Here is a 22,568-nt window from a genome sequence, read left to right as displayed (position 1 = left end):
GCCCACCGGGAGGACCCGGTGGGCGCGTTCCGTCGGTCCCGGCCGCCTCAGCCGCCCAGGGTCTTCCCGAGGGTCCGGGCGAACGTCGCGCCGGGGCGTCCCAGACCCGTCACGGGGTCCCAGCCCTTCGCGAGCGCGAGGCTGGAGTCCTGGCCCCAGGTCCGGACGGTGTACGTGAACCCGCCGCTGGGGTCCAGGCCGTTGGTGTAGTTCGTGCGGACCACGCCCTTGACCGGGGAGGCCTTGACGTCGGTGTAGGCGCCGCGGGCGATCGAGTACAGCGCCGGGTTCGCCAGACCCGCCCGCTTGCCGCCGACCTGCACCGCCTCGGCGAGGGCGCCCGCCGCCAGCGGCGAGGCGAGGCTCGTCCCGCCGATGCGGTACTCCCCGTAGTGGATCCCGTCCGGGAAGGTCTGGGTCTGGCCCACGAGCATCCCGGTCTGCGGGTCCGCGATGCTGGCGATGTCCGGCACCCCGCGCCCGGTCGGGGCCGAGGTGGGCACGGTCGAGGCCTGCCAGGCGGGCCGCGGGAAGAGGGTGGAGTACCCGCCGCCCGCGCCGTAGAGGTACCCGCCGTCGGTCCAGCCGGTCCCCTTGGCGTTCAGGGTGTTCACGCGGGTGCCCCAGCCGCTCTCGGCGAGGACGTTGCGCGTGCCGTTGCCCAGGCCCGTCGAGGTCCCGCCGATGGAGGTGACGTACGGGTCGCTCGTCGGGTAGTCGACCTGCTTGGTGCCGGTCGAGGCGACCTCGTCACCGCTGTCGCCGGAGCTGAACAGGAACGTCTGCCCCTGCAGCGCGCCCTGCAGGAAGACCTGCTCGTAGGCGAAGACGGCGTCGGCGCCGGTGTTGGTCTCCAGGTCGCCCCAGGAGTTGGTGACGACGTCGGCGCGGTTCTCGTCCACGACGGCGGCCAGCGCGTCGAGCAGCCCCTGGCCGCAGTTCGCGGCCGCGTAGTACCGGATGCGGGAGTTGGGGCGCACGGCGTGCACGGCCTGCACGTCGAGGGTCTGCTCACCTGTCCAGCCCGAGGCGTCGCACTCCTCCTGGTCGGTGAACTTCCCGGCGCTCCAGGTGGAGTACTGGTCCTGGCCGAACCGGGGCCAGCCGTAGTTCTTGGCGTAGGTGTCGCTGTCCTGCACGATCGTCGAGGAGTTGTAGGCGTCGACGATGCCGACGGTCACGCCCTTGCCGTAGTTGCCGCTGTCCCCGCCGAGCCCGTTGAACAGCTGCGGGGCGGTGTAGCCGCACAGGGCGTAGGACAGCGTCTGCCCCCCGTACGTGGGCAGGGGGGTCTTGTAGTCCGCCTGGTACTTCGCCAGCAGCCCGCCGTAGAACTGGGTGCAGGGACGGCCCACGACGGACGCGGCGGGGGGTGCGATGACCGGCTGGGCGACCCCGGCGGCCGAGGCGGCGGCCGCGGTGCGGTTCGCCGCGGTGTCGGTCGCGGTGGCCGTCGTCGAGCCGGTCTCCCCGGTGACGTGCTGCGACGTCATGCGCTGCACGCTGGTGTCGAGGCCGCTGATGGTCAGGACGTCGGCGGCCACGTCGGTGGGCAGGGACGCGGCGGTGGTGGGGGCGACGACCTGCGCGCCGTCGTGGGTGAAGGACGCCAGCGTGACCCCGAAGGCGCGCTGGAGCTGGGCGGGGGTCCCGGTCGCCGCCACGTAGCGCCGGTTCGCCTCGACCGAGTCCACGTGCAGGCCGGCGGAGGCCAGGTAGTTCGAGACCGCGGTCGCGGCGGCCTCGGTGGGGGCGTAGGAGGCGGTGTACTGCGCCCCGGTGAGGTAGTGGCCGTAGGAGGGGGAGCCGGGCGTGGAGACGGCGGCGACCGCGTCCTGCAGCGCGGTCAGCCCGCCGCGCGGTGCGAGGTAGACGCGGACGGTCTGCGGGGCGGTGACGGGGGCCGAGCGCAGCAGGCGCGCGGTGCCGCTCGGCAGCCACCTCGGCAGGGTGCCGGCGATCGTCGTGGTCCGGGGCGGTGCGGCGTGGGCCACGCCGCCGGTCGCGACGAGGGCGGTGGCGCCGACCGCTGCGGTGAGCAGCCTGATGGACAGCCGTGCTGGAGAAACCTTGGAAGACGCTGAGTGTTGCACCAGTGGTCCTTTCCGCGGAGTGGTGTCGCGAACCTAGACCTCCGTGCGGCCGTGTGGGTGAAAACGCGCCACTCGGTGTCACGGAGATGTCACGAGTGGGTAGTTGCCCCGGGTATTTTCACGGTGAGTGATCGTCCGATGCTCCAGAGTGAGATTCGCACGTGCGCCGAAGCGTCAGGGGCGTGGCCGGTTCCGCCGCAGGGCGTCGTGCCGCAGCGCCGCGTGCACGCCCCACGTCTGGTTGGCGACCTGGGTGACGCGCAGGTCCGCGCACGTGCTGAGCAGGGCCAGCGCGGTCGGCCGGTCGAGGCCGAGTTCCGCGGCGACCCAGGTCACCATGTCGCCGAGCGCCGCGTCCGTCGCGGCGTTCAGGTCCGCGTCGAACCCGAACGTGAGCCGCTCCGTGGGCGTCGTCGCGTGGACCGACGGCAGGGCGGGCGCCGGGACGACGGACACCGTCAGGTCCGTCGTGGTGCCGCACTCCACCGCCGTCCCGCAGACCTCGCCGTCACCCTGGGCCGCGTGGCCGTCGCCCAGGCACAGCAGGGCGCCGGGGACGTGCACGGGCAGGAACAGCGTGGAACCGGCGACCAGGGAGCGGCAGTCGACGTTGCCGCCGTGGCCGGGCCGCGGCGGGGTCGTGGAGTGCTGGCCGGGTTCGGCCGGCGTCGTCCCGATGACGCCGAGGAAGGGCGCGGTGTCGACCGTGAACCCCAGCTGGTTCGTGGCCGTCCCCGCCTCGTCGTCGATGTCCCAGAGCAGGTCCACCCGGTCGGTGACGCCGAGCCGCGCGTTCAGCGGGGTGTCCACCGCGCCGGCGCTGGTCCACCCCCAGCCCGACGTCGTGATCGAGTGCAGGGTGACCGCCAGCACGTCCCCGGGTTCGGCGCCGCGCACGGCGATCGGCCCGACCAGGCAGTGACCGCGGGCGTCCTCGATGCGGCGGGGAGCGGGCCCCCCGGGCCGCTGCGGGCGTTCCAGGTAGCCGCGGGCGTCGAGGGCCTCGACGACGAAGCGCTGTCCGTCGTCGACCACGAGCGCGGGCTCCAGGTCGGGGTCGAACACGTCGGTCGGGGTAGCGTCCACGCATGGATCTTCCCCCCGAACTGCTCGCGCTGCTGCGCGGACCCGCCACCTGCTACCTCGCGACGACGATGCCCGACGGCTCGCCCCAGCTCACCCAGACCTGGGTGGACACCGACGGGACGAACATCGTCATCAACACGGTGCAGGGTTTCCAGAAGCTGCGGAACGTGGAACGGGACGGCCGGGTGGCGGTCACCGTCGCCGACCCGGCGAACCCGAGCCGCTACTTCGCGGTGCGGGGCCGGGTCGTGGCGACCACCACCGACGGGGGGACGGAGGGCATCGAGGCCCTGTCGCAGAAGTACCTCGGCGCCCCGTACCCCTGGTTCGGCGGCCGCGACCAGGTCCGCGTCGTGCTGACGATCGCGGCCGACCGGGTCCACGCCGTCGGCTGACGCTCCGGTGCGGCGAACCGGTCAGGAACCCCCGAAGCGTTCGGTGCGGATGCGCTGGGGGTCGTGCCCCAGTTCGACCAGCAGGTTCGCCGCGGTCTCCACGAAACCCGTCGGACCGCAGACGAAGCACGTGGGTTCCGCGTCGGCGGGCCAGCCGTGCTCCGCCAGGGCCGCCGCGTCCAGACGCCCCGGCGGAACCGGCCACCCGGGCGGTGCCGAGCGGGTGTAGACGAGGTGGGCCTCGACGCCGCGCCCACCGCGCTGCACCTGCTCGAGTTCCCGCCGGAAGTAGAGGTCCTCCGGACTGCGCAGCGAGTAGACGAGCCGGAACGGTTGCTGCGCGGCGAGGAGAGCGCGGGCCCGGACCATGGCCATCAGGGGGACGACGCCGGAACCGCCGGCCACCAGGAGGACCGGTCCGGGCACGTGCCGGTCCCACACGAACCACCCGCCGACCGGACCGCGCAGTTCGATCTGGTCCCCGGTGCCCAGCACGTCGGTGAGGTAGGGCGACACCTCGCCGTCGCCCAGGCGCTGCACCGTGAGTTCGAGGCGGCTGCCGCCCCCGGCGGGCCAGGCGGAGGCGATGGAGTAGCTGCGCTGCGCCTGGTAGCCGTCGGGCGCCGTCAGGCGCACGTCGACGTGCTGCCCGGGCAGGTGCCCGGGCCAGTCGGGGACGTCGAGCACGAGGGTCCGCGCCGCGGCCGTCTCCCACCGGGCCGCCACCAGGGTCGCCGCCCGCCACGTCAACCGCCGCACGTCAGCCGTCCCCCGTCCCTCGATCTCGCCGGTCGTCCCCCGTCAGTCGCCCCAGTACCGCTGCTCGCGCCAGGGGTCCCCGTAGGCGTGGTAGCCGTTGGTCTCCCAGAAACCCGGTTCGTCGGTCGTCGTCAGCCGCAGGCCGTCCACCCACTTCGCCGACTTCCAGAAGTACAGGTGGGGCACGAGCAGTCGCGCCGGGCCGCCGTGCTCGGGTTCGAGGTCCTGCCCGTCGTAGCCGTGGGCGATCCACGCCTTGCCGTCCAGCAGGTCGTCCAGCGGCAGGTTCGTGGTGTACCCGCCGTAGCTGTGCGCCACGGCGAAGTCGGCCGACGTCTCGACGTCGTCGAGCAGCACGTCCAGCGAGACGCCCCGCCAGCTGGTCGCGAACTTCGACCACTTGGTGACGCAGTGGATGTCGACGGTGATGTCCTCCTGGGGCAGGTCCAGCAGTTCCTGCCAGGACCAGCTCCGCCGGGCACCGTTCTCGTCGGTGAGGGTGAACTGCCAGGTGTCGCGCGGCACGTGGGGCGTGGGGCCGTAGGACAGGACGGGGAAGTCGTGGGTCTCGTACTGCCCGGGGGGCAGGTCGTCCCGCGCAGCGCGTCGCCGACCGCCGAAGCCCGGGGAGAACGTCGCCATGGTCAGGCATTGAAGCGCATCCGCGACACCGTCGTGAAGGGGCGGACGTGACCCCGCGAGGGCCTGGTCCACCCGGTTCGGCGCCCCTGCGGTCCGGGCAGCGCCGTGCCGCGTCCCCCGGGGGGACCGCAGCGGCGGAACCCGTCCGACGCGAACCTCCTGGAGCGAGACGTGACCCGGTTCCCGCAGTGGGCCGCCTCGTCGCCGACGCGGCGCCGGCAGCGCCTGCGCACGAGGTCCACCGGCCTGCTCGCGGTGGTGTGCGCGGTGGTGTGCGCCGTGGTCTGGGCCGTGCCGGCGCAGGCCGTGGTCGGTGGGTCGGTGAGCCGCGACGGCCGGTGGAGCGTCCGCCTGTACGAGGACGGCGAACCGATCTGCACCGGTGCCCTCATCGCCCCGCAGTGGGTGATCACGGGGCGGGGCGGTGTAACAGGTGCGGCCGCTGCTGCGTCCTCCCCGTGACGGAGCCGGGACCGCAGTCAGCGGGACCGAACCTCCTCACCAGTTCCGAAAGGGCACAACCACCGTGAACACCCAGTTCGTGCAGCACCGCAAGGTCCTCACCGCCGCCGCCCTCACCGCCGCCGCCCTCACCGCCGCCGCCCTGCTGGCCGGTGCGGGTGTCGCCAGCGCCGCCGGCCCGGTGACCGGGACCGGCACCGGGTCCGGCGCCCACGGCGTCCCCGCGCAGACGGTCGTCCACTTCGCCAAGGGTGCGACCTCGGCCAGCGTCTCCGGCAAGGTCGGGCCCGGTGAGGACGACCGGTACGTCTTCGACGCGAAGGCCGGGCAGACCGCCAGCTTCCACCTGGCCCGCTCCACCAGCGCCCAGACCTGGACCCTCGTCGGCCCCTCCGGGCCGGCCGTCCACGACGCGCACAGCCCGCGGCAGTCGGACTTCACCTACCGCCTGCCCGAGACGGGGCGCTACTACGTCGACATCGTCTCCACCCGGCCCTCCAGCTACCGGCTGGACCTGTCCATCCCGGCGAGCACGAAGGCCACCACGAAGCCGGGTGCGTCGGCGGCCCAGCCGGGCAGGCCGGTGGTCGCCGAGGCCACGAAGATCGACTTCGCGCCCGGCCGCACCAGCGCGACGGTGAGCGCGACGGTCGGACCCCAGGACCGCGCCGCCTACACCTTCGCCGCGTCGAAGGGGCAGCGCGCCCGCGTCCAGCTCGGCGGTTCCCGCACGGGGACGTTCGCGCTGATCGCCCCGGACGGCACCCCGCTGCACACGACCGGGGGCCGGAACCAGTCCGACGTGACGCTCACCCTGCCCAGCACCGGGCTCTACCGCATCGACGTCCAGGACGCCGTGCACACCGGTGCCGAGCAGCTCACCCTGAGCCTGACGGGGCGCTGACCAGGGTTCATGCGGCCCCGGCGCGGGAGCGGCCGGGGTGATCGCCCCCGCCTCACTCGTGAACGGTCAGCAGGTGCTGCAGGAGTTCGGCCTGCAGCCCCGCGTCCGTCGGGCGCGGGACCCCTTCGAGGCTGCGCACGGGCGCGGACAACCGGCCGCTGGACAGCAACCACAGCGCGTCGGCGGTCCTGAGGTCGTCGACCGTCAGGTGGGCCACCTCGGTGCGCTCGCCGCGGGCCCGGGCCCAGGCGAACGCGCGGCCCTGCGTGGTCCCGTCCAGCAGCCCGAGTTCTGGCGGGGTCGTCACCCAGCGGTCGGCGAACTTCGCCAGCACCGTCGAGTTCGGGCCCTCCAGCACGTCACCGTCGGCGGAGACGAACACCACGTCGTGCGCGCCGTGGCCGCGGGCGTACCGCAGCGCGGCCTGGTTCAGCGCGTACGACAACGTCTTGGCGCCCTGCAGCAGCCACGGTGCGCGGGTCACGACGTCGCTGGGGTAGGCGCGGTCGAGGACGAGCACGTCGATCCCGGCCGTGCGCTGGGTCCCGTAGTCGTACCCGGGGAACACGTGGACCCAGCCGGTGGGCACGCCGGACCCCTCGACCCCGCGGGTGAGGACGAGCTTGGCCAGCAGTTCGTCACCGGGCTCGTGGGCGGCCACGGCCCGGTGGACGGCGTCGGTCCAGGCCGCCGCGTCGGGGGCGGGCAGGTCGAGCATCGCGGCCGAGCGGGCGAAGCGCGCGAGGTGGTGGGTCAGGCTCTGCGGGACCGCGCCGACGACGTTGACGGACTCGAAGACCCCGTCGCCGCGGGTGGCGCCCAGGTCGTCCACGCGCAGCTGCGGCGCACCGGGATCGGCGGGGGCGAACGACGTCGTGCCGTCGGCGGCGATCGTGGCGAGGAACAGGACCGGGCTGCTGGGCACGTCACCATCCTGCCCGCCGGACCAGGGCGGCGAACGCGCGGGTCGCGGGGGAGGGGTTCTCGGCGCGCCACACCACCTGGACCCGGCCCACGAGGTCCGGGCGCACGATCCGCAGCGCGTGCAGACCTTCCGCGGTCGCCGCGTAGGAGGAGGGGACCACCGCGATCCCCAGCCCCTCGCGGGCCAGCGCGGCCAGGAGCACGGGGGAGTTCGCCTCCAGCTCGACGCGCAGGTCGAGGCCGTGCTCGGCGCACGCGGTGTCGAGCACCGTCCGGATCCCCCCGCCGCGCGGGACGACGAGCAGGGGTTCGGTGCACAGCTCGGCCAGCGGGACCGTCCGGCGCCGCGTCCAGCGGTGGCCGGGGACGACGAGCGCGGACAGGGGTTCGTCGGAGACCCGGCGGCTCTGCAGGCCCTCGGGGGCGGTGGCCGCCGTCGCGGTCCAGGCGACGTCCAGCGTCCCCTCGCGCACGGCCGCGAGCAGGTTCGCGGCGTCGTCCTCGACGATCGTGACGTCCACCGCCGGTGCCTGGTCGCGGAACCGGCGCAGCAGCGCCGGCATCTGCATCCCGTTGCTGGACAGCAGCATCCCCAGTCGCAGGGTCCCGCGCAGCAGGCCGGACAGTTCCGCGACGCTGTCGCCGACGGCGGCCGCGGCGGCCAGCGCGGCCCGGGCGTGGGGCAGAGCCGCCTCGCCCGCGGCGGTCAGGGTCGCGCCGCGGGCGTGCCGCTCGAACAACGTCTGGCCCAGTTCCCGCTCGAGGTTGCGGATCTGCGCGCTGACGCCCGGCTGGGCCACGAGCAGCCGTTGCGCGGCGCGGGTGAAACCACCCTCGTCGACGACGGCCACGAAGTGCTCCAGGGCGCGCAGATCCATCACCACACCGTATGGCAGGGGTCACGAACCGGTCTTGGACTTCTGGCTCCTACCGGCGCAGGGTGGAGCCGTGACCACCGTGAGAGAACACGCCGAGCAGTACTTCCGGGGCTGGAACGGTCAGGACGCCGAGGGGTTGCGCACGCTCTTCGACCCCGGCGTCACGTTCCGGGGGCCCATGGGTGTCGCGCACGGCCCGGACGAGTGCGTGGCCGGGTTGCTGGGGATGCGCCGGGGGTTCCTCGACGAGGTCGTCGTCGAGAGGCTGCTCGTCGAGGACGAGGAGGCGATCACCTGGTTCACGATGCGGACCCGCATCGAGGGGCTCGACCCGTTCCCCGTCGCGAACCGCCTGCACGTCGGGCCGCGCGGCATCGACCGGATCCGCGTCGTGTTCGACCCCCGGGACCTGCTGGCCGCGCTGGCCGGGTGAGCCTCACCACGGCAGCACGCCGTTCTCGTCGAAGAACCCGCCCCGCGGGCCGTCGTCGCCGACCGTGGCCAGTTCCACCACGATCCTCGCCCCCTGGGCGGGCGTGCGGTCGCCCGCGTGGCCCGTGAAGTCGGTCGCCGTGTAGCCGGGGCAGACCGCGTTGACCAGCACGTCCGAATCCCGCAACTCCCGCGCGTACTGCAGGGTCAGCGCGTTGAGCAGGGACTTCGACGGCCCGTACGCCCCGCCCACCGGCCCGCTGCCCGCCGACTCGCCGTGCTGCAGCGTCAACGACCCCATGCTCGACGACACGTTGACGATGCGCGGCGCGTCCGAGCGGCGCAGCAACGGCAGGAACGCGTTCGTCACCCGCAGCACACCCACCACGTTCGTGTCCAGCACGGCACGCAGCTGGTCGGGGGACGTCCTGCTCGCCGGGTCCTGCGCACCCCCGGAGATCCCGGCGTTGTTCACCAGGACGTCGAGACCGCCGGTCCAGCCCGCCGCCGCCGCGCGGACGCTCTCGTCGTCGGCCACGTCCAGGGCGACGGCGAACGCGTCCACCCCCGCGGCGAGGAGCCGTTCCACGGCCTGCGTCCCGCGGGCGGCGTCGCGCGCGCCGACCCCCACCCGGAACCCGAGCTCGCCCAGCTGGGCCGCGACCTCGAAGCCGATGCCCTTGTTGGCGCCCGTCACGAGCGCCGTCTTCCGTTCCGTCATGCGCCGATCCTGCGGCGGGTGCGCCGTCGCGGTCCAACACCGATCGGGTGGCCCGGCATACCCGGGAGGTATGGGTCGACGTACGCTGATTGCGTGGAGGAACGGGAGATGCGGTACTTCGTCGCCGTCGCCGAGGAACTCGGCATCGGCCGTGCGGCGCAGCGGCTCGGCATCGCCCAGCCCCCGTTGTCCCGGGCCCTGCAGCGCATGGAGCGCAGGTTCGGCGCGGAGCTGTTCGACCGCACCCCCCGCGGGGTCGTCCTCACCCGCCCGGGGGAGGTGCTGCTGCGGGAGTCCCGGGCCGCGCTGGCGGCCATCGAGGCGGCCGAACGGCGCACCCGCCGGGCCGTCGAGGGACCCGAGGCCCTCGCCCTGGCCGTCAAGGCCGGGACCGGGGCCGAGCAGCTCGCGACGCTGCTCGACGCCTACGCCGCCGAACCCGGCGCTGCCCGGGTCGACCTGGTGCTCACCGAGTTCGGCGAGACGGAGACGGCCCTGCGCGACGGCCGTGCCGACGTGGGGTTGCTGCACCTGCCGTTCGAGGGCACGGCCGGGCTGGACCACCTGGCGATCGGCGCCGAGGAGCTCGTCGCCCTGGTGCCGTCCGGTCACGCCGTCGCGCAGAACTCCTCGACCACCACGGCGGAGGTCGCCGCGGTCCTGCCGCCGCCGCGCTGGCGCGGCCCGGACGGGCAGGTCCCCGACGGCCCCGGGCCGGTGGTGCGCGATCAGGTCCAGCTCGTCCACCTGGTCGCCCTCGGGCGCACCGCGGCCGTCGTCCCCGCGGCCTGCGCCCGCTCCGCCGCGACGGCGGGCGTCGCCGTCCTGCCGCTGCGCGACGCCGGCCCCGTGACCGTCGCGCTGGCCTGGCCCGCCCACGGGACGAGCCGGGCCGTGCGCGACCTCGTGGCCGTGGCCGCGCGGTAGCCGGCCGCGCGGTGGCTCAGAACTCCAGGGCGCCGTCGAACTCGCGCAGGTCCAGCCCGCCGAGCGAGCGCACCTGGTTGCCGTAGATCGCGCGCCCGGGGGCCGCGAGCAGCCCGTCGTGGATCGGCACCCCCACCGGGGCACCCACCGCCCGGACGAAGTCGACCGTCTCCTTCAGCGCCGCCCACGGCGCGTTCACCGGGACGGCCAGCACGTCGACACCCCCCGGGACGGCCTCGTAGGAGTCGCCCGGGTGGAACAGGGTCGGTTCCCCCTCGGCCGAGACCAGCAGGCCCACGTTGCCGATCCGGGGGACGTCGGCGTGGATGACCGCGTGCCGGCCGCCCGCGGCCGTCACCGTCGCCCCGGCGACCGGGAACGACTCACCGGGGTGCACGGGGGCGGCGTCCAGCCCCGACTCCGCGAGGGACGCCGCCGTCGCGGGCTCGGCGCGCAGCAGGACGCCGTCGTTGGCCTCCAGCAGCGTCGGGAGGCGCTCCAGGTCGACGTGGTCGGGGTGGGAGTGCGTGACGAGGATCGCGTCGAGGCCCTCGAGTTCCTCGAAGCCGTGGCTGAGCGTGCCGGGGTCGAGCAGGACCCGGGCGGCGCCGGTCTCCACCAGCAGGCACGAGTGGCCGAAGTGCGTGACGCGCATGGTCACGGAATATATCCGCTGGGTAACACGAGCGAAACCTGAGGTCAATAGCGTTCCTGAGCATGACAGAGGTGACCCGGGCCGAGGTGGAACCGGCCGGACGTTCGCACGCCGCGGGGGACGGGGTGGTCAAGGCCGGGTACCACCCCCGGCTGACGAACTCCGACCTGGCTCCGCTGAAGGTCAAGAACTGGACGTCGTACAACTTCTTCGCGTTCTGGATGTCCGACGTCCACAGCGTCGGCGGGTACGTCACCGCCGGGAGCCTGTTCGCGCTCGGTCTGGCCGCGTGGCAGGTGCTCGTCTCCCTGCTCGTCGGCATCGTCGTCGTGTACTTCCTCTGCAACCTCGTCGCCCGACCCAGCCAGGCCACGGGGGTCCCCTACCCCGTCGTGTCCCGAGTCGCGTTCGGGGTGCTCGGGGCGAACGTCCCGGCCGTCATCCGCGGCCTCATCGCCGTCGCCTGGTACGGCATCCAGACCTACCTCGCCTCGAACGCCCTGGTGCTGCTGGCCCTGAAGGTCGACCCGTCGTGGGCGCCCTACGCGGACGTCGCCCAGCACGGGTTCGTGGGACTGAGCACGCTCGGCTGGATCGGGTTCGGCGTCATGTGGGTCGTCCAGGCGCTGGTGTTCTGGCGCGGCATGGACGCGATCCGCCGGTTCATCGACTTCTGCGGTCCCGCCGTCTACGTCGTCATGTTCGCCCTCGCGGCCTACCTGGTCACCGAGGCCGGCGGGTTCTCGCAGGTCTCGCTGAACCTGGGGTCGATCGAGCACACGGGCCTCGGTGCGGTCGGGGTCATGGTCTCGGCGATCGCGCTGGTCGTCTCCTACTTCTCCGGCCCGATGCTCAACTACGGCGACTTCGCGCGGTACGGGACGACGATGCGCGCGGTGCGCAAGGGGAACTTCCTCGGCCTGCCGGTGAACTTCCTGGTGTTCGCCGTGCTCTGCGTGGTCACGGCCTCGGCGACCGTCCCCGTCTACGGCGAGCTCATCACCGACCCGGTCGCGACGGTGTACCGCCTGGACAACCTGACGATCGCCGTCCTCGGGTGCCTGACCTTCATGATCGCGACGGTCGGCATCAACATCGTCGCGAACTTCGTCTCCCCGGCGTTCGACTTCTCGCACGTCGCGCCGCAGCGGATCAGCTGGCGCACGGGCGGGATGATCGCCGCCGTCGGGTCGGTGCTCATCACGCCCTGGAACCTCTACAACTCCCCGGAGACCATCCACTACACGCTCGACACGCTGGGGGCCTTCATCGGGCCGCTGTACGGCGTCCTCATCGCGGACTACTACGTCGTGAAGAAGCAGCAGGTGCGCGTCGACGACCTCTTCACGATGGACCCCGCGGGGACCTACCACTACCGCCGGGGCTGGAACCCGATCGCCGTGGGCGTGACCGCCGTCGCGGCCGTGGTCGGGATCGTCGTGGTCTTCTTCACGAACGCCACGGCCGCGAGCTTCAGCTGGTTCATCGGCGCCGGCCTGGCCTTCGGGCTGTACGTCGCCCTGAAGAACTCCATCCCCGCCGGAGCCGACCGGGCCGGGGCCTGATGCCGACGATCCTGGTCGTCAACGTGAACACCTCGGCGGCGGTGACCGACGTCATCGCCGCCGCGGCCCGCGCGGCGGTGTCGCCGACGACCGGGGTCGTGGCCCTGACCCCCCGCTTCGGCCCCGCGTCGGTGGAGTCGAACTACGAGAGCCACCTGTCGGCCGTCGGGGTCCTGGACGCCGTGCAGGGGTACGCCGGCCCGTTCGACGCCGTCGTGCACGCCGGGTTCGGCGAGGTGGGACGCGAGGCCCTGCAGGACGTCCTGACCGTCCCCGTCGTCGACATCACCGAGGCCGCCGCCCACACCGCGTGCCTGCTCGGCCGGACGTTCGGGGTCGTCACGTCGCTGGACCGCGCGGCACCCTCGATCGCCGACCGGCTGCTGCTGGCCGGGCTCTCCGGCCGCTGCACCGGGATCCGCAGCGTCGACCTGCCCGTCCTGGAGCTCGAGGCCGCGCCCGAGGTCACCGCCGGGGCGTTCGTGGAGCAGGCCCGGCGGCTGGTCGAGGACGGGGCCGAGGTCGTCGTCCTGGGCTGCGCCGGGATGGCCGGCGTCCACGAGGCCGTCAGCGCCGACCTCGCCGACCTGCGGGTCCCCGTCGTCGACGGTGTGGCGGCGGCCGCCCGGCTGGCCGAGTCCCTGGTGGCGCTGGGGTTGTCCACCTCGAAGGCGCGCAGCTACGCCACGCCGGGGCCCAAGGCCGTGCTCGGGTGGCCGCTGCGGTGAGCCCCAGCGCGCGTCCGGTGCTGGACGCCATCCGCAGCGACATCGTCGAGGGCGTGGTCCCGCCGGGGTCCGCCCTCGAGGTCGACGTGCTCGCCGCCGCCCACGACGTCAGCCGGATCCCCGTCCGGGAGGCGCTCATGACGCTCGTGGGCGAAGGGCTCGTCGAGCACCAGCCCCGGCGGGGGTACTCCGTCGCACAGCTCGCGCCGGGCGAGCTCGCCGAGCTCTACGAGGTGCGCGGGACCCTGGAGCTCGCGGCGCTGCGGGTCGCTGTGGCGCTCGGCGGGCCGGGCGACGTCGACACCGCCCGCCGGGCGCACGAGGCGCTGGCGAGGGCCGCGGCCGCCGCGGACGAGCGCGAGTACCACCACCAGAGCCGTGCGTTCCACCAGGCGCTCACCCGGCCGTCCGCGATGCCGCGGCTGCTGGCGGTCTTCGACCGGGTCTGGGACCTCACCGAGCCCTACCGGCCGATGGACGACCTCGCACCCCTCGAGGCCGAGGAGCTGCACGACGACCACGGGCGCATGCTCGCCGCCTTCGCGGCCGGTGACGCGGACGCGCTCCTGGACGCGGCGGCGGCCCACCAGCAGAACCTGGCCGCCCGCGTCCGGGCGCGGCCGTTCCCGGTCCTCGCGCCGGTCAGGTCCGCGCCGGTCAGGCGTCGACCGCGCTCGTCCGCGCCCTGACGGCCGTCAGCCGATGATGTCGCGGGTCACCGCGAACTGTTCCGTGAGCACCCCGCCGATGATGGACTGCGTCTGGTTGATCTCACCGACGGCGGCGCTGATCTGGGCCAGCGAGGAGGTCACCGCGCCCACCCGCGCCTGGATCGTCGACACCCGGTTCCCGACGCTGCTCGTGGCGCGCTCGGTCTCCCCGGACAGCTCCTTGACCTCCTCGGCCACGATGGCGAAACCCCGCCCGGCCTCCCCGGCCCGGGCCGCCTCGATGGTCGCGTTCAGCGCCAGCAGCTTCGTCTGCGCCGCGATGGCCTGGATGGCCCGCACGACCTCGTTGATCTCGGCCGACGCCTCCTCCAGGGCCGCGACCTCCGCGTTGGCCTCCGCCGCCAGCGCCTCCCCGTGCGCGGCCACGCCCGTGGCGGCCACCACGTTGCGCTCGACCTCCTGGATGGAGGCCAGCAGGTCCTCGCCGGCCCGGGTCAGCCGGCCCCCCGCGGCGAACCGCTCCATCGCCTGGCCGATGAGGAAGGCGGTGTTCTGCAGCGCCGCGCGCCGGCTGTCGGACATGACCAGGGTGCGGGTGGCGAAGAAGTCCATGGTGCCCACGACGCGCCCGCCGACGACGATCGGCAGGCACACGCCGGACTTCACCCCGGCGCGCTGGGCGACGGGGGCCCGCACGCAGTCGGTCATCTCGCCCAGGTCCTCGACGAACACCAGGTCCCGCTGCGCCCACGCGCGCCCCGACAGGCCGACGCCCTCGGCGAAGGAGGCCTGCAGCGTCACCTGCCGGAACTCCGCACCGGCGTCGCCGGACTCCAGCTCGAACCGCAGGACGTGACCGGAGGCGGGACCGGCCTCGTCCAGCCGCCAGAACGAGCCGTACTGCCAGTCGAAGTCGGCGCGGATGGTGTCCAGCGCGACGCGCAGCGCCCGCTCCTCGCTGGTGGCCGCGGTCAGTTCGCGGATCAGCGTGGACACGGCGGCGACGTCCTGCGCGGCCCTCTCCTGCCGGACCGCCTCGTCGAGGCGGGCCAGCGTCTCGGACACCAGCGTCGCGACCGTGCGCAGCACGGCCGACCGGCCCGGCGACAGTTCGACGCGTTCCGTGGTGAAGAAGTCCATCGTCCCCACCACCTGGCCCCCGTCCAGGACGGGGAAGCAGATGCCGGACCGGATCCCGGCGCGCTGGGCGACGGGGGCCCGGACGCAGTCGGTGAGCTCGCCGAGGTCGGCGACGTGGACGAGGTCGCGCTGACGCCACGCCCGCCCCGACAGCCCGACGCCTTCGGCGAACGACGCCGACAGGGTCACCCGCCGGAACTCCTCGCCGGCCTGACCCGGGACCTGGCCGCTGTCCTGGGCGAAGACGAGGACGGGCGCGGCGCTGCGGGCGCCGCGGGCGGGGGACCCGGACGGGCGTTCCAGCCGCCAGAACGAGCCGTAGGCCCAGCCGAAGCGGTGCCGGATGGTCTCCAGCGCCGTCGTCACGGCAGCCTCCGGCGTCGCCGCGTCGTGCAGCGCGCGCACCAGGTCGGTGACGGCCTCCAGGTCGGCGGCCCCGGCCTGCGCCTGGTCGGCCGCCCGGTCGGCGGCCCTCGCGGCTCGCGTGGTTCGGAACATGACTCCCCGTCTCCCGTCCGGTGGTAGCCCGGTCAGGAGACGGGAGCCACGCAGCGCCGACTGTTTCAGCTCTCCTGGGATCGACAGGTCCGGTGGAGGACTTGACCTGTCGGGGACAGGTCGGCAGGCGTCGATCAGATGTCTAGAAATTCTGTGCTGCAACCGTTTCGCGTCGTCGTGCGCGACGACCGACCGGCCCGCTCACGCCAGCCAGGCGTCGACCGCGGCCACCTGCGCGCTGACGAACTCGGCGGGGGCCGCCGACCCCTCCAGCGACGCCTTCGCCACGGCCGCGAGGTCGCCGTCGCTCAGGCCCAGGTCCCGGCGGGCCGTCTCGTACTCCTCCAGCAGCCCGGGGCCGAAGAGCAGCGGGTCGTCGCCGTTGATCGAGCAGCGCACACCCGCCTCCAGCAGCGCGGGCAGCGGGTGGGCACCGATCTCGGGGACGACCCACAGCGCCACGTTCGAGGTGGGGCACACGTCCAGGACGGTGCCCTCGGCGGCGAGCCGCCGGACGAGCTCGGGGTCCTCCACCGCCCGCACTCCGTGCTGGACGCGCTGCGCGCCCAGCTTGTCCAGGGCGTCGACCACGCTCTGCGGGCCGAGGAGCTCACCGGCGTGGGGGGCGGACTTCAGGCCCGCCTCGCGGGCGATGGCGAACGCCTTCTCGAAGGGGGCCGGGGGGAACAGCGCCTCGTCGGCCGCCAGCCCGAAGGACACGACCCCGCGACCGGCGAACCCGGCGGCGTGCACGGCCAGCGCCTCGGCCTCGGCCGGGGGCAGGTTGCGGATCGCCACGAGCATGAGCCCGAACCCGATGCCGAGCCGGGCGGCCTCGGCCTGCCCCGTCTCGAGCATGAACGTCGTGACCTCGTCCGCCGTCCCGAACTGCGGGACGTAGAACATCGGGTTCGCCTGGGCCTCGATCCACACCGCACCCGAGGCCGCCGCGTCCTGCACGACCTCGCGGATCACCCGGGCCAGGTGCTCGCGGGTGCGGATGAAGGCGACGGCCCCGTCGTACATCTCGACGAAGTGCGGGAACGTCGTGAAACCCCGCGTGGGGGGGACGGCCTCACCGGCCTCCTGCGCGAACTCGGCGAGGGTCCCGGGGCGCATGGCGCCCTCGAGGTGGAGGTGCAGGTGGGCCTTCGGCAACGTGGCGAGGTCACGCATCGGGTGTCTCCTCCGACTACTGTGCTGGGTGTGAACGAGAGGGATCGGCTGCTGGGGCTGGTGGCCGAGCACCTGCTCGGCCACGGGCTCACATCCTCGACCCTGCGCGGGCTCGCGCGGGCGGTGGGGTCCAACAACCGGATGCTGCTGTACTACTTCGGCAGCCGGGAACAACTGGTCGGTGAAGCGCTGCAGGCCGTCTCGCGGGACTTCTTCCCGGAGTTCGAGCACGCCTGGTCGGCCCTCGAACACGGCACCGGAACCCTCCGGCACGACCTGCAGCAGGTGTGGGACGTCATCGCCAACCCCGTGAACCTGCCCTTCCTGCGGTTGTTCTTCGAGGTGTTCGGCCAGGCGACCCGCGAGCCGGGGTACACCAACCTCATGGGTGACATCGCGTCCTGGCACCGGCCGGCCGCCGCGCGGTTCCGCCGCGAGGGTCTGTGCGCGCAGGACGCCGAGACCCTCGCGACCGAACTCATCGCGCTGTGGCGCGGGTTGCAGATGACGTTGATCCTCACCCAGGACCCGGCCGCGGTGACGCGGGTGCAGGACCGGGCGCTCGACGGGTTCTGCGCCCGCACTCAGGCCGGCGTCGGCACGTAGCGCGCCCCGGGGTGGTCGGACGGCAACCGGGGCGAGTCGGCGCCGAGCCGCTCGCGCAGCGACCCTGTCCCGGGGGCGTGGTCGGGCTCGGGCAGCCGGCCGCGGCGGCGCAGTTCGGGGACCACGAGGTCGCAGAAGAGCCGGTGGTCACCGGGGGAGAAGATGGCCTCGAGGAGGAACCCGTCGACGTCGGTGACGTCCATGATCTCCTCGAGCTGGTCGGCGACCTCGACCGGGTCCCCGACGACCGTGAAACCCCGGGTCCCGCGGCCCCGCAACTCGTCGAGCACCTCGCGGACCAGGGGCCAGCTGCCGTCGGGCCTGCGGAACCGGTCGATGTTGCTCTGGCCCATCTGACCGATCCGGGAGTCGGCTGCCGCCTCGTTGATCTGGGACAGCGGGCGGTCCGGGTCGAGCGCGGTCAGGTCGATCCCCGTGTTCCCCGCGTAGATCACCGCGGCGACCTCGTCGGTCTGCAGGGCCTCGAACTCCGCGCGCCGGGCGAGGGCCTCGTCGTGGGTCGCGGCCACGGTCACCGTGGCGCCGACGAGGACCTTCACCGAGCGCGGGTCGCGTCCGGCCGCGGCGGCGCGGGCGCGCAGGTCGGCCACGTTCGCGGCGGCGTGCGCGGGGGTCGTGCCCTGCAGGAACACGCACTCGGCCTGGGCGGCCGCGAACTCCCGCCCGGCCGCGGAACTCCCGGCCTGGAACAGGACGGGCGTGCGCTGCGCCGAGGGCACCACGGTGAAGAACCCCGAGGACCGGAAGTGCTTGCCGACGTGCTCGACGCGGTGCAGTTTCGACCGGTCGGCGAAGACGCCGGACTCCTTGTCCTGCACCAGGGCTGCGTCCTCCCAGCAGCCCTCCCACAACTGCAGGCAGAGGTCGACGTACTCCCGGGCGATCTCGTACCGGGTGTCGTGCGGCGTCATCCCGTCGTGACCGAACAACCCCGCGATGGTGTCCTGCGAGGCGCCCGTCACGACGTTCCAGCCGATCCGCCCGCCCGTCAGGTGGTCCAGGGTGGCGAAGCGCCGCGCCATGGCGACCGGGTGGTCGATCCCGGTGGAACTCGTGACGACGAAACCCAGCCGGGACGTGTGGTGGGCCAGCGTCGGGATGAGCAGCATGGGGTCGATCCCGGTGAAGTTCAGGCCCCCGCGGGCGGCCGCCTCGGGGAGGTCCCCGCCCACGCTGGGGTACCCGTACCCGTCGGCGAAGAACAGGAAGTCGAAACCCGCCGCCTCGAGGAGCTGCGCCACCTCGATCCAGTGCTGCTGCTCGCGGTGGTGGACGGAGTCGCTGTACGGGTGCGACCAGGACAGGGTCCCGCCGACCTGTGGCGCCGCCACCTCGAAGACCCCCAGGTGCATTCTGCGCACGGGACGTGACCCCTCTCGTTGAACCAGTCGGTTCACATGAGACCACGGCGCCGGGGCTCGCGTCCCGTCCGCAACACGATCGTCACACCGCGGTGGCCGTGTAACACGCCGTTCACGCGGGCGTGACACGCCCGCCTCGCGCGGGTGCTTCAGTGTCGACATCCCCCGGTGTCACGTGGACACGGGACCCCACCCTTCCCGGAGCAGCCCATGTCCGAACTCCGTCGTTCCCCCCTCTCGCGCCGATCCCTGCTGTTCGGAGCCGCCGGCCTCGGCACGCTCGGGACCCTCGCGGCGTGCGGCGGCGGCACCGACTCCAGCACCGGCTCGTCCTCGAGCGGGTCCTCCGGCTTCGGCGAGCTGACGGTGCAGCTGTCCTGGATCAAGAACATCGAGTTCGCCGGCGAGTACTTCGCCGACAGCAAGGGCTACTACACCAAGGCCGGTTTCTCGAAGGTCAACCTGGTCGCCGGCGGGAGCGCGGGCACCGCGGCCGAGGCCATGGTCCTGTCGAAGAAGGCGACCGTCGGCCTGTCGTCCCCGACGCTCACCGGCCCGGCGATCGTCAACGAGCAGGCCCCGCTGAAGATCATCGGCACGACCTTCCAGAAGAACCCCTTCTGCCTCGTGTCGATGGAGCAGGGCAAGCCCGTGCGCACCGTCGCCGACCTGGCCGGCAAGCGGATCGGCATCCAGACCGGCGGCAACGAGACGATCTTCGACGGCTTCTGCAAGGCCAACGGGATCGACAAGTCGACGTTCGAGATCGTGCCCGTCCAGTACGACCCGTCCGTCGTCGTCTCCAAGGACGTCGACGCGTTCATGGCCTACCTGACCAACGAGCCCATCCTGCTCGCTGCCCGTCAGGTCGACGGCCAGCCGATCGTCCCCGTGACCCTCGGCTTCGCCGACAACGGCCTGCCCGTGGTCGCCGAGACCTTCACCGTCCTGCAGTCCACGATCGACGACCAGCGGGACATGCTCAAGGCGTTCCTCAAGGCCGAGATCCAGGGCTGGACCGACGCCGTGGCCGACGCCGCCGCCAGCGCCGCCCTGGCCGTCAACACCTACGGCAAGGACCAGAAGCTGGACCTGGCCGAGCAGCAGAAGGAGGCGGAGGCGCAGGCCGCCCTCATCGTCTCCGACGACACGAAGAAGAACGGTCTGTTCACGATGACCGACGCGCTCGTCGAGCAGAACATCAAGTCCCTGGAGGAGATGGGGACCACCATCTCGGCGAAGGACCTGTTCGACCTGTCCCTCCTGGACGAGGTCTACCAGGACAACCCGGACCTCATCACCGGCTGAACCCCCGCCTGACCGCTGCAGAAGGGCAACCCCGTGTCGCAAGAGACCTCCACCCCCGCCGGCCTGTCGGCCACGACGGACCCGGCCGGCCACCCCGAGGCGGCCACGGGGTTCAACCTGCAGGGCCTCACCAAGCGGTTCGACCTGGGCCGCAAGAGCGTCCTGGCCCTCGAGCAGACGGACCTCGGCACCCGCAAGGACGCCTTCCTGTCGCTGCTCGGTCCCTCGGGCTGCGGCAAGTCGACGATCCTGCGGATCCTCGCCGGTCTGGAGACCCCCACCGGTGGTCAGGCCCTCGTCAACGGCCTGACCACCCGTGAGCTCCAGCGCGGGCACGACCTCGGCGTCGCGTTCCAGGACTCCGCGCTCCTGCCGTGGCGGACGGTCGCGCAGAACATCCGGCTGCCGCTCGAGGTGGCGGGGGTCACCCCCGAGAAGGGGCTGATCGACGACCTCATCGGCCTGGTCGGGCTGAAGGGGTTCGAGAAGGCCAAGCCGGCGCAGCTGTCGGGCGGGATGCGCCAGCGCGTCTCGATCGCGCGCTGCCTCGTGGTGCAGCCCAGCGTCATGCTGCTCGACGAACCGTTCGGCGCGCTGGACGACATGACCCGTCAGCGGCTGAACGTCGAGCTGCTGCGCATCTGGACGCAGAAGCCCGCCACGACCCTCATGGTCACCCACGGGATCAGCGAGGCGATCTTCCTGTCCGACGTCGTGGCCGTCATGAGCCCGCGGCCCGGCCGGGTCGTCGAGGTGGTCGAGATCGACCTGCCCCGGCCGCGGACGCCGGAGATGATGCGCACGCCGGAGTTCCACGCCTACCACGACCGGTTGTCCGAGATCCTCTTCGGCGGCGGGGGGCACTCGTGACCGAGGCGTCCGTCGCGCCGCGCACCGAGGCGGAGGTCTCGACCGTCGCTGCACCCCGCGCCCGGCGTCCCCTGCCCCCGTGGGCCGGCGGCGCCATCGGGGTCGTCGCGGTCCTCGTCGTCTGGAGCCTGGTCAGCACGATCTTCTTCGGCTCCGGCGGCATCGTCCCGACCCCGTGGGCCGTGGTGGCCCAGTTCGGGGACACCGGCTTCACGACGTACTGGAACAACCTGTCGGTCACGACGTGGTCGGCGGCCCAGGGCTGGCTGTGGGGCAACCTCGTCGCGATCGCGATCGCCGTCGTCGTGCTGCTGATCCCGCCGCTGGAGGGGGCGGCGAACCAGGTCGCCGTCATCTCCTACTGCATCCCGCTGACCGCGATCGGCCCGATCGTCCTCATCGTCTCCCCGCCCGGGTCGCGCACCACCTCGGTCTTCCTGGCCGCGATGAGCGTGATCTTCACCTCCGTGGTGGGGTGCCTGCTCGGGCTGCGGGCCGCGGACCGCACGGCGCTGGACGTGGTGCACGCCTACGGCGGCTCGCGCTGGACGGCGCTGGTCAAGGTGCGGCTCGTCGCGGCCCTGCCCAACGTCTTCGCCGCGCTCAAGCTCGCCGCGCCGGCGGCCTTCCTCGGCGCGGTGCTGGGGGAGTACTTCGGCGGGGTCGACTCCGGGCTCGGCATCCTCATCGTCGCGGCCCAGACCAACCTGCTCTACGCCCAGATCTGGGGCCTGGCCCTGCTGTCGGGGGCGGTCGCGGGCGTCGGGTACCTGCTCATCGGCCTCGTCGCGAAGTTGCTCACGCCCTGGTCCTCGACCGGTGAGCGGAAGGGGGAGCTCTGATGGCCGTTCCCGTCCAGAACACCGTCCAGAACGCCGTCCCGGACGTCGCCGCGAACCCCGTGCACCAGAACCGCAGTGGGGCCTCGGTGGCCGCCGCCGTCAGCCGCCGCATCGGCGTCGCCGTGCTCACCCTGCTGATCTCCACGGTCGTCCTCGTCGTCGCCTGGTACGCCCTGCTGCGGCTGTTCGACGTGGACGCCTTCGTCGGGAAGCGTCCGCTCGACGTCTACGACTACCTGTTCTCGGTGCCCAAGGCCGCCGAGAACCGGGCCGCGATCGAGGCGGCGCTGAAGATCACGCTCACGGACTCGGTGACGGGTTTCGTGACCGGCGTCGTCGCGGCCGTCGTCGTCGCCTCGCTGTTCACCGTCCTGCGGCCCCTGGAGTTCGTCTTCATGCCGCTGGCGATGCTGCTGCGCTCGGTCCCGCTGGTCGCCATGGCCCCCCTCATCGGGATCCTCTTCGGCCGCGGTCTGGGCGGTCAGGCCGCGATCGGCGGGGTCGTCGTGTTCTTCCCGGTCCTCGTCAACGCGGCCACCGGGCTGCGCTCGGCGTCGCCGCAGGCGATCGACGTCATCCGCGTCAACGGGGGCTCGAAGTGGACCGCGCTGCGCAAGGTGGCGATCCCCAGCGCCCTGCCGAACCTGTTCGCGGCCATCCGGATCTCGGTGCCCGGTGCGGTGATCGGTGCCATGCTCTACGAGTGGCTGTTCTCGGGGACGGGCATGGGGGCGGAGATCTTCCGGGCCAACTCCCAGGTCCAGTACAACAAGGTCTGGTCGATCGTCGTCGTCGTCACCTTCACCTCGATCCTGCTCTACACCCTGGTCAGCATCGTGGAGACGCTGGTCCTGGCCAAGTACCCGAGGAGCACCACGTGACGTCCGGCCCCCGCCCGTCCGCG

The 22,568-nt window shown here is 73.0% G+C and carries 24 protein-coding genes; 13 read left to right on the top strand and 11 right to left on the bottom strand.

All coding sequences use genetic code 11. From position 1 onward, the window contains the following. Window positions 1–47 precede the first annotated feature (47 nt). On the bottom strand, window positions 48–2,093 hold the full coding sequence (locus CLV37_RS07545; RefSeq protein WP_106208816.1) for a S53 family peptidase: 2,046 nt from the start codon (window positions 2,091–2,093) through the stop codon (window positions 48–50). A gap of 174 nt (window positions 2,094–2,267) precedes the next feature. Beyond that, complete coding sequence (locus tag CLV37_RS07540) at window positions 2,268–3,179, bottom strand: acetamidase/formamidase family protein (protein WP_106208814.1); 912 nt, start codon at window positions 3,177–3,179, stop codon at window positions 2,268–2,270. Window positions 3,180–3,181: 2 nt separating this feature from the next. Between CLV37_RS07540 and CLV37_RS07535 the strand changes: the two genes are divergently transcribed. Beyond that, window positions 3,182–3,574, top strand: a complete 393-nt coding sequence (locus CLV37_RS07535; RefSeq protein ID WP_106208812.1) for a PPOX class F420-dependent oxidoreductase — start codon at window positions 3,182–3,184, stop codon at window positions 3,572–3,574. Window positions 3,575–3,595: 21 nt separating this feature from the next. Here CLV37_RS07535 and CLV37_RS07530 read toward each other — a convergent pair whose 3' ends face one another. Continuing rightward, window positions 3,596–4,333: a ferredoxin reductase gene (locus tag CLV37_RS07530; RefSeq protein ID WP_211298472.1), complete on the bottom strand. Its 738-nt coding sequence runs from the start codon at window positions 4,331–4,333 to the stop codon at window positions 3,596–3,598. A 42-nt stretch (window positions 4,334–4,375) separates the two neighbouring features. Next, a complete protein-coding gene (locus CLV37_RS07525; RefSeq protein WP_106208810.1) occupies window positions 4,376–4,975 on the bottom strand; it encodes a sulfite oxidase-like oxidoreductase in 600 nt (199 codons plus the stop codon). A gap of 171 nt (window positions 4,976–5,146) precedes the next feature. Between CLV37_RS07525 and CLV37_RS07520 the strand changes: the two genes are divergently transcribed. Beyond that, entirely contained in the window at window positions 5,147–5,437 is a 291-nt protein-coding gene (locus CLV37_RS07520; protein ID WP_106208808.1) for a hypothetical protein, read from the top strand. Between the two features lie 64 nt (window positions 5,438–5,501). Further along, window positions 5,502–6,341 (top strand): peptidase, encoded by an 840-nt coding sequence (locus tag CLV37_RS07515; RefSeq protein WP_106208806.1) that lies wholly within the window; start codon window positions 5,502–5,504, stop codon window positions 6,339–6,341. A gap of 52 nt (window positions 6,342–6,393) precedes the next feature. Here the strand turns inward: CLV37_RS07515 and CLV37_RS07510 are convergent, their stop codons facing one another. Both CLV37_RS07510 and CLV37_RS07505 read right to left on the bottom strand, forming a co-directional pair. Then, window positions 6,394–7,266 carry an aminodeoxychorismate lyase gene (locus CLV37_RS07510; RefSeq protein ID WP_106208804.1) on the bottom strand — a complete coding sequence of 291 codons (873 nt, stop codon included), beginning with the start codon at window positions 7,264–7,266 and terminating at the stop codon, window positions 6,394–6,396. A gap of 1 nt (window position 7,267) precedes the next feature. After that, a complete protein-coding gene (locus tag CLV37_RS07505; RefSeq protein WP_106208802.1) occupies window positions 7,268–8,143 on the bottom strand; it encodes a LysR family transcriptional regulator in 876 nt (291 codons plus the stop codon). Window positions 8,144–8,213: 70 nt separating this feature from the next. On the opposite strand from CLV37_RS07505, the gene CLV37_RS07500 reads away from it, so the two are divergent. Beyond that, entirely contained in the window at window positions 8,214–8,576 is a 363-nt protein-coding gene (locus CLV37_RS07500; protein WP_170127113.1) for a nuclear transport factor 2 family protein, read from the top strand. 3 nt (window positions 8,577–8,579) lie between these two features. Here CLV37_RS07500 and CLV37_RS07495 read toward each other — a convergent pair whose 3' ends face one another. Continuing rightward, window positions 8,580–9,296, bottom strand: a complete 717-nt coding sequence (locus CLV37_RS07495) for an SDR family oxidoreductase (RefSeq protein ID WP_106208800.1) — start codon at window positions 9,294–9,296, stop codon at window positions 8,580–8,582. Between the two features lie 93 nt (window positions 9,297–9,389). On the opposite strand from CLV37_RS07495, the gene CLV37_RS07490 reads away from it, so the two are divergent. Then, window positions 9,390–10,223 (top strand): LysR family transcriptional regulator, encoded by an 834-nt coding sequence (locus CLV37_RS07490; RefSeq protein WP_106208798.1) that lies wholly within the window; start codon window positions 9,390–9,392, stop codon window positions 10,221–10,223. Window positions 10,224–10,239: 16 nt separating this feature from the next. Here the strand turns inward: CLV37_RS07490 and CLV37_RS07485 are convergent, their stop codons facing one another. Continuing rightward, on the bottom strand, window positions 10,240–10,878 hold the full coding sequence (locus CLV37_RS07485) for an MBL fold metallo-hydrolase (RefSeq protein WP_245885307.1): 639 nt from the start codon (window positions 10,876–10,878) through the stop codon (window positions 10,240–10,242). 62 nt (window positions 10,879–10,940) lie between these two features. Between CLV37_RS07485 and CLV37_RS07480 the strand changes: the two genes are divergently transcribed. The 3 genes from CLV37_RS07480 to CLV37_RS07470 are packed head-to-tail and all read left to right on the top strand — an operon-like array spanning window position 10,941 to window position 13,860. After that, entirely contained in the window at window positions 10,941–12,443 is a 1,503-nt protein-coding gene (locus CLV37_RS07480; RefSeq protein WP_106208794.1) for an NCS1 family nucleobase:cation symporter-1, read from the top strand. Further along, the gene (locus CLV37_RS07475) at window positions 12,443–13,171 is read left to right on the top strand and encodes an aspartate/glutamate racemase family protein (RefSeq protein WP_106208792.1); all 729 of its coding nucleotides are present in this window, start codon (window positions 12,443–12,445) and stop codon (window positions 13,169–13,171) included. The genes CLV37_RS07480 and CLV37_RS07475 overlap by 1 nt, the downstream gene beginning before the upstream one ends. Beyond that, window positions 13,168–13,860: a GntR family transcriptional regulator gene (locus CLV37_RS07470; RefSeq protein ID WP_170127112.1), complete on the top strand. Its 693-nt coding sequence runs from the start codon at window positions 13,168–13,170 to the stop codon at window positions 13,858–13,860. The genes CLV37_RS07475 and CLV37_RS07470 overlap by 4 nt, the downstream gene beginning before the upstream one ends. A gap of 6 nt (window positions 13,861–13,866) precedes the next feature. Here the strand turns inward: CLV37_RS07470 and CLV37_RS07465 are convergent, their stop codons facing one another. Together CLV37_RS07465 and add are read right to left on the bottom strand one after the other, a co-directional pair. Next, entirely contained in the window at window positions 13,867–15,480 is a 1,614-nt protein-coding gene (locus CLV37_RS07465; protein ID WP_106208788.1) for a GAF domain-containing protein, read from the bottom strand. Between the two features lie 201 nt (window positions 15,481–15,681). Further along, the gene (add, locus tag CLV37_RS07460) at window positions 15,682–16,656 is read right to left on the bottom strand and encodes an adenosine deaminase (RefSeq protein WP_106208786.1); all 975 of its coding nucleotides are present in this window, start codon (window positions 16,654–16,656) and stop codon (window positions 15,682–15,684) included. 30 nt (window positions 16,657–16,686) lie between these two features. Between add and CLV37_RS07455 the strand changes: the two genes are divergently transcribed. Further along, entirely contained in the window at window positions 16,687–17,262 is a 576-nt protein-coding gene (locus CLV37_RS07455) for a TetR/AcrR family transcriptional regulator (RefSeq protein WP_146149332.1), read from the top strand. Here CLV37_RS07455 and CLV37_RS07450 read toward each other — a convergent pair. After that, on the bottom strand, window positions 17,241–18,635 hold the full coding sequence (locus tag CLV37_RS07450) for an NtaA/DmoA family FMN-dependent monooxygenase (protein WP_245885323.1): 1,395 nt from the start codon (window positions 18,633–18,635) through the stop codon (window positions 17,241–17,243). The genes CLV37_RS07455 and CLV37_RS07450 overlap by 22 nt on opposite strands. A 219-nt stretch (window positions 18,636–18,854) precedes the next feature. Between CLV37_RS07450 and CLV37_RS07445 the strand changes: the two genes are divergently transcribed. From CLV37_RS07445 to CLV37_RS07430, 4 genes are read left to right on the top strand one after another with little or no spacing between them, the layout of a single operon-like run. Beyond that, the gene (locus CLV37_RS07445) at window positions 18,855–19,952 is read left to right on the top strand and encodes an ABC transporter substrate-binding protein (RefSeq protein ID WP_106208780.1); all 1,098 of its coding nucleotides are present in this window, start codon (window positions 18,855–18,857) and stop codon (window positions 19,950–19,952) included. Window positions 19,953–19,985: 33 nt separating this feature from the next. After that, window positions 19,986–20,822 (top strand): ABC transporter ATP-binding protein, encoded by an 837-nt coding sequence (locus tag CLV37_RS07440; RefSeq protein WP_245885306.1) that lies wholly within the window; start codon window positions 19,986–19,988, stop codon window positions 20,820–20,822. Next, window positions 20,819–21,664, top strand: a complete 846-nt coding sequence (locus CLV37_RS07435) for an ABC transporter permease (protein ID WP_245885305.1) — start codon at window positions 20,819–20,821, stop codon at window positions 21,662–21,664. The genes CLV37_RS07440 and CLV37_RS07435 overlap by 4 nt, the downstream gene beginning before the upstream one ends. Further along, entirely contained in the window at window positions 21,664–22,545 is an 882-nt protein-coding gene (locus tag CLV37_RS07430; protein WP_106208778.1) for an ABC transporter permease, read from the top strand. The genes CLV37_RS07435 and CLV37_RS07430 overlap by 1 nt, the downstream gene beginning before the upstream one ends. Window positions 22,546–22,568 lie beyond the last annotated feature (23 nt).

Origin of the sequence: Kineococcus rhizosphaerae, assembly GCF_003002055.1 — a bacterium.
GTDB lineage: Bacteria > Actinomycetota > Actinomycetes > Actinomycetales > Kineococcaceae > Kineococcus > Kineococcus rhizosphaerae.
This window is presented reverse-complemented; position numbering and strand designations above follow the sequence as displayed.